The following is a 4,886-nucleotide window of genomic DNA, read 5'->3' as shown; positions in this document are numbered from 1 at the left end:
TCGGCCGCGTCTGGCTGGTGGCCAACCGCGCCAGCCAGAGCACCGACGAGGGGCGCATCGCCGCGCTGGAAGCGGCGCTGGACGCAACCGGTGCCACCATCGCAGGCCGCAGCGACTTTCCGCGTGAACCGGCCCCCGATGCCGCCGCGCTCGCCGGCTTGGATACGCTGGTGGTGATGGGCGGCGATGGCACGCTGGGCGCCGCCAGTGCGGCGGCTGCCGGCTGGGACGGGCAGTTCCTCGCCATTCCCGGTGGCACCATGAACCTGTTGCCCAAGGCTTTGCACGGCGATGCCACGCCAGAGCAGATCGTGGCCGCTGCTGCCAAAGGCACCTCGGAGCATGTGCCGGCGGTGCGTGCCGGCGGCCACACCAGCTATTGCCGGATCATCGTCGGGCCGCTCACGCGTTGGGCGTTTGCCCGTGAAAATGCCCGCCATGGCCGGCTGTGGCGCGTGGTGCAGGCGGTGCGGCTGGCGCTGTCGCGCGGCTTCGTGGGCGGTGTTTTCGTGTCGGGCCACCCCGGCCGCCACCCCGGCGTGCTGATCAGACCCTCGCCGGACGGGCTGGAAGTGGCGCTGTTCACCGGTAGCGGCCTTGCCGATGCCATGGCCGTGGCGGTGTCCTGGCTGCTGGGCGACTGGCGCGAGGCCGCCACGGTAACCGCGTTCACGGCGCCCGAGCTTTCGATCGGCCGCCGCCGGCACGTGCGCTGCCTGTTCGATGGCGAACGCCGCCGCCTTGCCCCGCCGGTGCGCTTTGTGCCGGGCTGGTCAGACCTGCGCTACATCCACACCCGTCCGGATTAGTCCCAGCGCGCTGCCGCTGCGTCATCCTCAACCTTCGCCTCCACCCATCGGGCAGTGCCATCCGCCCATTCCTCGCGCTTCCAGAAGGGGGCGTGGGTTTTCAGCCAGTCCATCAGATACTGGGCCGCGGCAAAGGCATCGCCGCGGTGGGAGCTGGCGGTGACGACCAGAACGATGGCCTCGCCGGGCAACAGCCGGCCGTGGCGGTGGATGGCGGTGCCGAAAACGCCCGGCCAGCGGGCGGCGGCCTCGTCGGCGATGGCCTGCATCTGGGCCAGCGTCATCGCCGGGTAGTGCTCCAGCGTCAGTGCCACCAGGCCATCATCGGCGCGCACCAGCCCGGTGAAGGCAACGGCGGCGCCGAGGTCGGTGCGGCCGGCCAGCAGCGCGGCCTGCTCGGCGGCAATGTCGAAGGCTTGCGCCTGCAGGCGGGCAGCAATCATCCGCCGGTCACCGGCGGGAAGATGGCGATTTCGCGCGCGCCGCTGATGGCCGTGTCAGCGCCCGCGAACTGCTGGTCCACCGCCACCCGAATGCGGCTGCGGTCGGCCAGCGCCGCGGCGTGACCGTCCGACCGTGTGGCCAGCCAATCGAGCAACTCGGCCACCGTGGTGACGTGGGCGGGCAGGGCGAGCGTTTCCGCATCCGTCCCCACCATCTCCCGCACCCAGGCGAAGTAGACCAGCTGGACCATCACATGTGCCTGAGGCCGGTGCGCAGATAGTCATAGCCGGTGATCAGCGTCAGGATGGCGGCCACCCATAGCGTCACCAGCCCCACCTCCAGCGCCGGCAGCCAGGGCAGCAGCGGCTGCGCGCCCACCAGGATCAGCGCGCCGAGTGCGACGAGCTGCGCCGCCGTCTTCCACTTGGCCAGCTGGCTGACCGGCATCGAGACGGCAAGGCCGGCCAGATATTCGCGCAGGCCCGAGACGATGATCTCCCGCAGGAGGATGACGAGGCCGGCAATCACGCTCCAGCCATGCAGAATCTGCGCGTCCACCAGCATCACGATCACGGCGGCGACCATGATCTTGTCGGCAATGGGATCGAGGAACACGCCCACCTTTGAAACCGTGCCCTGGGCGCGGGCAAGATAGCCATCGAAATAGTCGGTGATGGCAGCGAGCCCATACAGGCCCCAGGCGGCCAGCCATTCCCACGGATTGTTGCCCCACATCAGAGCCACGAGGCCGGGCACCGCCAGGATGCGCGACAGGGTCAGCAGATTGGGCAGGCTGGACAACACCAGGCCTTCATAGGCAATCCAGCCGCAACAGGAAAGTTGCCGAAGGGACAGAATATGAACGTGTCCGATGCCGTCCTCTCTCGCCGCTCGGTGCGCGGCTTTCTGCCAACGCCGGTCGATGGCGCCGTCATCCGCCGGGTGGTGGAAAAGGCGGCCTGGGCGCCGTCGGGCGGCAATCTCCAGCCCTGGCACATCGACGTGGTGGGCGGCGAGAAGCTGGATGAGCTGAAGCGCATCATGATGGGCAAGCTGATGGCCGGCGGCGGCCCGGAGCCAACCGAATATGACATCTACCCGAAGGAGCTGCCCGAACCCTACAACAGCTACCGGTTCGCGGTGGGCGAGGAACTCTACAGCCGGCTGGGCATCCCGCGCGAGGACAAGGCCGGGCGGCGCATGTGGTTTGCGCGCAACTTCCAGTTCTTCGGCGCGCCGGTCGCGCTGTTCTGTTCGGTCGACAGGCGCATGGGCCCGCCGCAGTGGAGCGACCTCGGCATGTATCTGCAAACGCTGATGCTGCTGCTGAAGGAAGAGGGGCTGGATTCGTGCCCGCAGGAGTGCTGGGCAATCTATCCCAAGACCATCGGCGAGTTCATCGGCATCCCCGAACAGCGCATGCTGTTCACCGGCATGTCGATCGGCTTCATCGACCCTGACGACAAGGCCAACCAGGCCCGCCCGGCGCGCGCACCAATGGCCGACTGGGCGCAGTTCCACGGCCTTTGATCCCGGTTTCCGCCCTTGCCGCCACCTTGCTGTCGGCGCTGATCCACGCCGGCTGGAACCTCTTCCTGAAGGGCAGCGCGGGGGATCGACTGGTCGATCTGGCGGTGCTGGGGCTGGGCGGCTCGCTGTTCGGCTGCCTGCTGATCGCGCTGTTCGGCGCGCCGGTGGCGGCGGCCTGGCCGTTCATCATGGCCTCCAGCGCCATCCACTTCGTCTACTGGACGGCGCTGACCAAGGGCTATGCCGCCGGCGACATGAGCCATGTCTATACCATCGCCCGCGGCATCGCCCCGGCACTGGTGACCGCCGGCGCCGTGCTGGCCGCCGGCGAGGTGCCGCCGCTGGCGCAGGCGCTGGGCGTCGTCGCGATCTCGGCGGGCGTGATGCTGGTGGGTGTCAACCGTCACGCACCGCTGGCGGCCACCGGCTGGGCGCTGCTCACCGGGGCCGCCATTGCGGGCTACAGCCTCGTCGATGCGCTGGGCGTCCGCACCAATCAGGACGTGTTCAGCTACAAGGGCTGGGGCGCCATCTTCACCTTCCTGCCGATCAGCCTGTACGTCATTGCCAGCCGCGGCCGTGCCGGCTTCGCGGCAGCGGCGGCCGGGCGCTGGAAACAGGGCATGTTCGCCGGCGCCCTGTCGTCGGCCGGCTTCATGCTGGTGCTGTGGGCGCAGATGCGGGCCCCCATCGGCCCGATCACGGCGCTCCGGGAAACCAGCGTGCTGTTCGGAGCGGCGCTGGCGGCGCTGCTGCTGAAGGAGAAGGTGACCCCGCGCCGCTGGGCCGGCGCGCTGGTGGTGTGCGCTGGCGCGATGCTGATCGGCTTTTCAGGCCTGGGCGCCTAGCGTGGTTGATTGATCAGCAGGATCTGCGCCCGGCACGGCAGGCCCTGGCCTGGCTGAAAGCGGTAGCCGCGCGCGGCCGTCAGCGCGGCCGGTTCCAGCAGGCCGGGGGGCGCAGCCTCGATCACGCGCGCGGCGGTGACAGCGCCGGTGACATCAATGTCGAGGCTGAGCCTGACCCAACCCTGCGGCCGAAACGGCTTGGCGTCCTTGGGATAGACAAAGCCCGTCAGATCGATCCCGACCGGGGCGAGGGGGCCGGTGCGGCACGCATCGGCCGGCAATCCGGCGGCGTCGCGGCGCGCTGTGGAGACTGCATCACCCGTGTCACCGAACACGGCCAGCCGCCAGGCGGCGACGCGGCGCAGCTGCTCCTGCACACTGGCCGGATCGGCGGCCGGCTGATCCGCCACCGCCTGCAGGGTCGTCAGCGCCTCGGCCGTCTGGCCGCCGGCCACTTGCAGGGCGGCCATCCGCAAGCGCGCCCAGTCAGCCATGATCCGCGCCTCCGGGCCGGCCGGCACGGCGGCAACAAGCCTGCCCATCATCCCGATCGCGTCGGCGGGGGCCACCAGGCCGCTGCGCAGGTTTAGGGCGACGCCCGTGAAGGCAAAGGGCGCCTCTGCCGCCCGTGCATCGGCCAGCGCCCGATCGATCAACTGCAGCGTCTCCCGGGCGCCAACGCGCGGATCGATGGCCAGCTGCAACAGCCATGGCAAGCGTTCGGCCGGCGTGGTGGCCGCCGCAAGGCCAGCGCGCAGGGCCGGCACATCGGCATCATCGCGGGGCAGGGCAATGCCTCGCATCAAGAACCAGTCGAACGGTTGCGGCCAGATGTCTTGAAACGACGGCATGGGCGGTTCCGACACTTGGTTGCAGGCGATGCGGACATGAAAGCCGGCGCGTCGCACCGGCGGGTCTTTTGGCGTGGCGACCGGCCATTCCCAGGCCGACAGGGCAGCGCCCAGCGGCACTACCGCTGCCGGCCGGCTGGCCCGCACCAATGTCACGCGGGTTGCCCACAGATCGCCCACCGCAACATCAAAGATCGCCTCGTCATCCGGCCGTGCACCGTCGTCGCGACAGGGCGGTGTCGGCGCATGGCCCGCCAGCAGCGCGGCATTGTCGCGCAGCTTGACCATGCCGGCCGCTGCGGCCGCCGCTGCGGTGTCGCGCATGGTGCCGGAAAGCGCCGCGATTGTGGCGGCGTCGGCACCCAGGGCCTTGCGCATGGCATCGGCATCGGCCGGCGGCAGGC

Annotated in this window: 7 protein-coding genes; 3 read left to right on the top strand and 4 right to left on the bottom strand. The window is 69.9% G+C overall.

Annotated features, from left to right (window positions below; all coding sequences use genetic code 11):
- Nucleotides 1-809 (top strand): diacylglycerol/lipid kinase family protein (locus tag GJV64_RS11365; protein WP_164157335.1); only part of this gene is annotated, 809 nt, incomplete at its 5' end.
- Here GJV64_RS11365 and GJV64_RS11360 read toward each other — a convergent pair.
- From GJV64_RS11360 to pgsA, 3 genes are read right to left on the bottom strand one after another with little or no spacing between them, the layout of a single operon-like run.
- Nucleotides 806-1,252, bottom strand: a complete 447-nt coding sequence (locus GJV64_RS11360) for a molybdenum cofactor biosynthesis protein MoaE (protein ID WP_164157334.1) — start codon at nucleotides 1,250-1,252, stop codon at nucleotides 806-808. The two genes, GJV64_RS11365 and GJV64_RS11360, sit on opposite strands and share 4 nt — an antisense overlap.
- A complete protein-coding gene (moaD, locus tag GJV64_RS11355; RefSeq protein WP_408014989.1) occupies nucleotides 1,249-1,503 on the bottom strand; it encodes a molybdopterin converting factor subunit 1 in 255 nt (84 codons plus the stop codon). The genes GJV64_RS11360 and moaD overlap by 4 nt, the downstream gene beginning before the upstream one ends.
- Complete coding sequence (gene pgsA, locus GJV64_RS11350) at nucleotides 1,503-2,054, bottom strand: CDP-diacylglycerol--glycerol-3-phosphate 3-phosphatidyltransferase (protein ID WP_164157336.1); 552 nt, start codon at nucleotides 2,052-2,054, stop codon at nucleotides 1,503-1,505. The genes moaD and pgsA overlap by 1 nt, the downstream gene beginning before the upstream one ends.
- Before the next feature lie 57 nt (nucleotides 2,055-2,111).
- Between pgsA and GJV64_RS11345 the strand changes: the two genes are divergently transcribed.
- Together GJV64_RS11345 and GJV64_RS11340 are read left to right on the top strand one after the other, a co-directional pair.
- Nucleotides 2,112-2,783: a nitroreductase gene (locus GJV64_RS11345; protein WP_164157332.1), complete on the top strand. Its 672-nt coding sequence runs from the start codon at nucleotides 2,112-2,114 to the stop codon at nucleotides 2,781-2,783.
- Nucleotides 2,780-3,631 (top strand): EamA family transporter, encoded by an 852-nt coding sequence (locus GJV64_RS11340; protein ID WP_164157331.1) that lies wholly within the window; start codon nucleotides 2,780-2,782, stop codon nucleotides 3,629-3,631. The genes GJV64_RS11345 and GJV64_RS11340 overlap by 4 nt, the downstream gene beginning before the upstream one ends.
- Here GJV64_RS11340 and GJV64_RS11335 read toward each other — a convergent pair.
- On the bottom strand, nucleotides 3,628-4,886 hold a 1,259-nt coding region (locus GJV64_RS11335; RefSeq protein WP_205599607.1), incomplete at its 5' end, for an energy transducer TonB. The two genes, GJV64_RS11340 and GJV64_RS11335, sit on opposite strands and share 4 nt — an antisense overlap.

This window comes from Sandarakinorhabdus rubra (assembly GCF_010994245.1).
Classification (GTDB): Bacteria; Pseudomonadota; Alphaproteobacteria; order Sphingomonadales; family Sphingomonadaceae; genus Sandarakinorhabdus; species Sandarakinorhabdus rubra.
The sequence above is the reverse complement of the archived record's forward strand: the minus strand, read 5'-3'. Positions and strand labels throughout refer to the sequence as shown.

Coding starts and splice junctions, on each gene's coding strand:
- GJV64_RS11360 (WP_164157334.1), bottom strand. CDS start 1,252: ATGATTGCTGCCCGCCTGCAGGCGCAAGCCTTCGACATTGCCGCCGAG.
- moaD (WP_408014989.1), bottom strand. CDS start 1,503: ATGGTCCAGCTGGTCTACTTCGCCTGGGTGCGGGAGATGGTGGGGACG.
- GJV64_RS11345 (WP_164157332.1), top strand. CDS start 2,112: ATGAACGTGTCCGATGCCGTCCTCTCTCGCCGCTCGGTGCGCGGCTTT.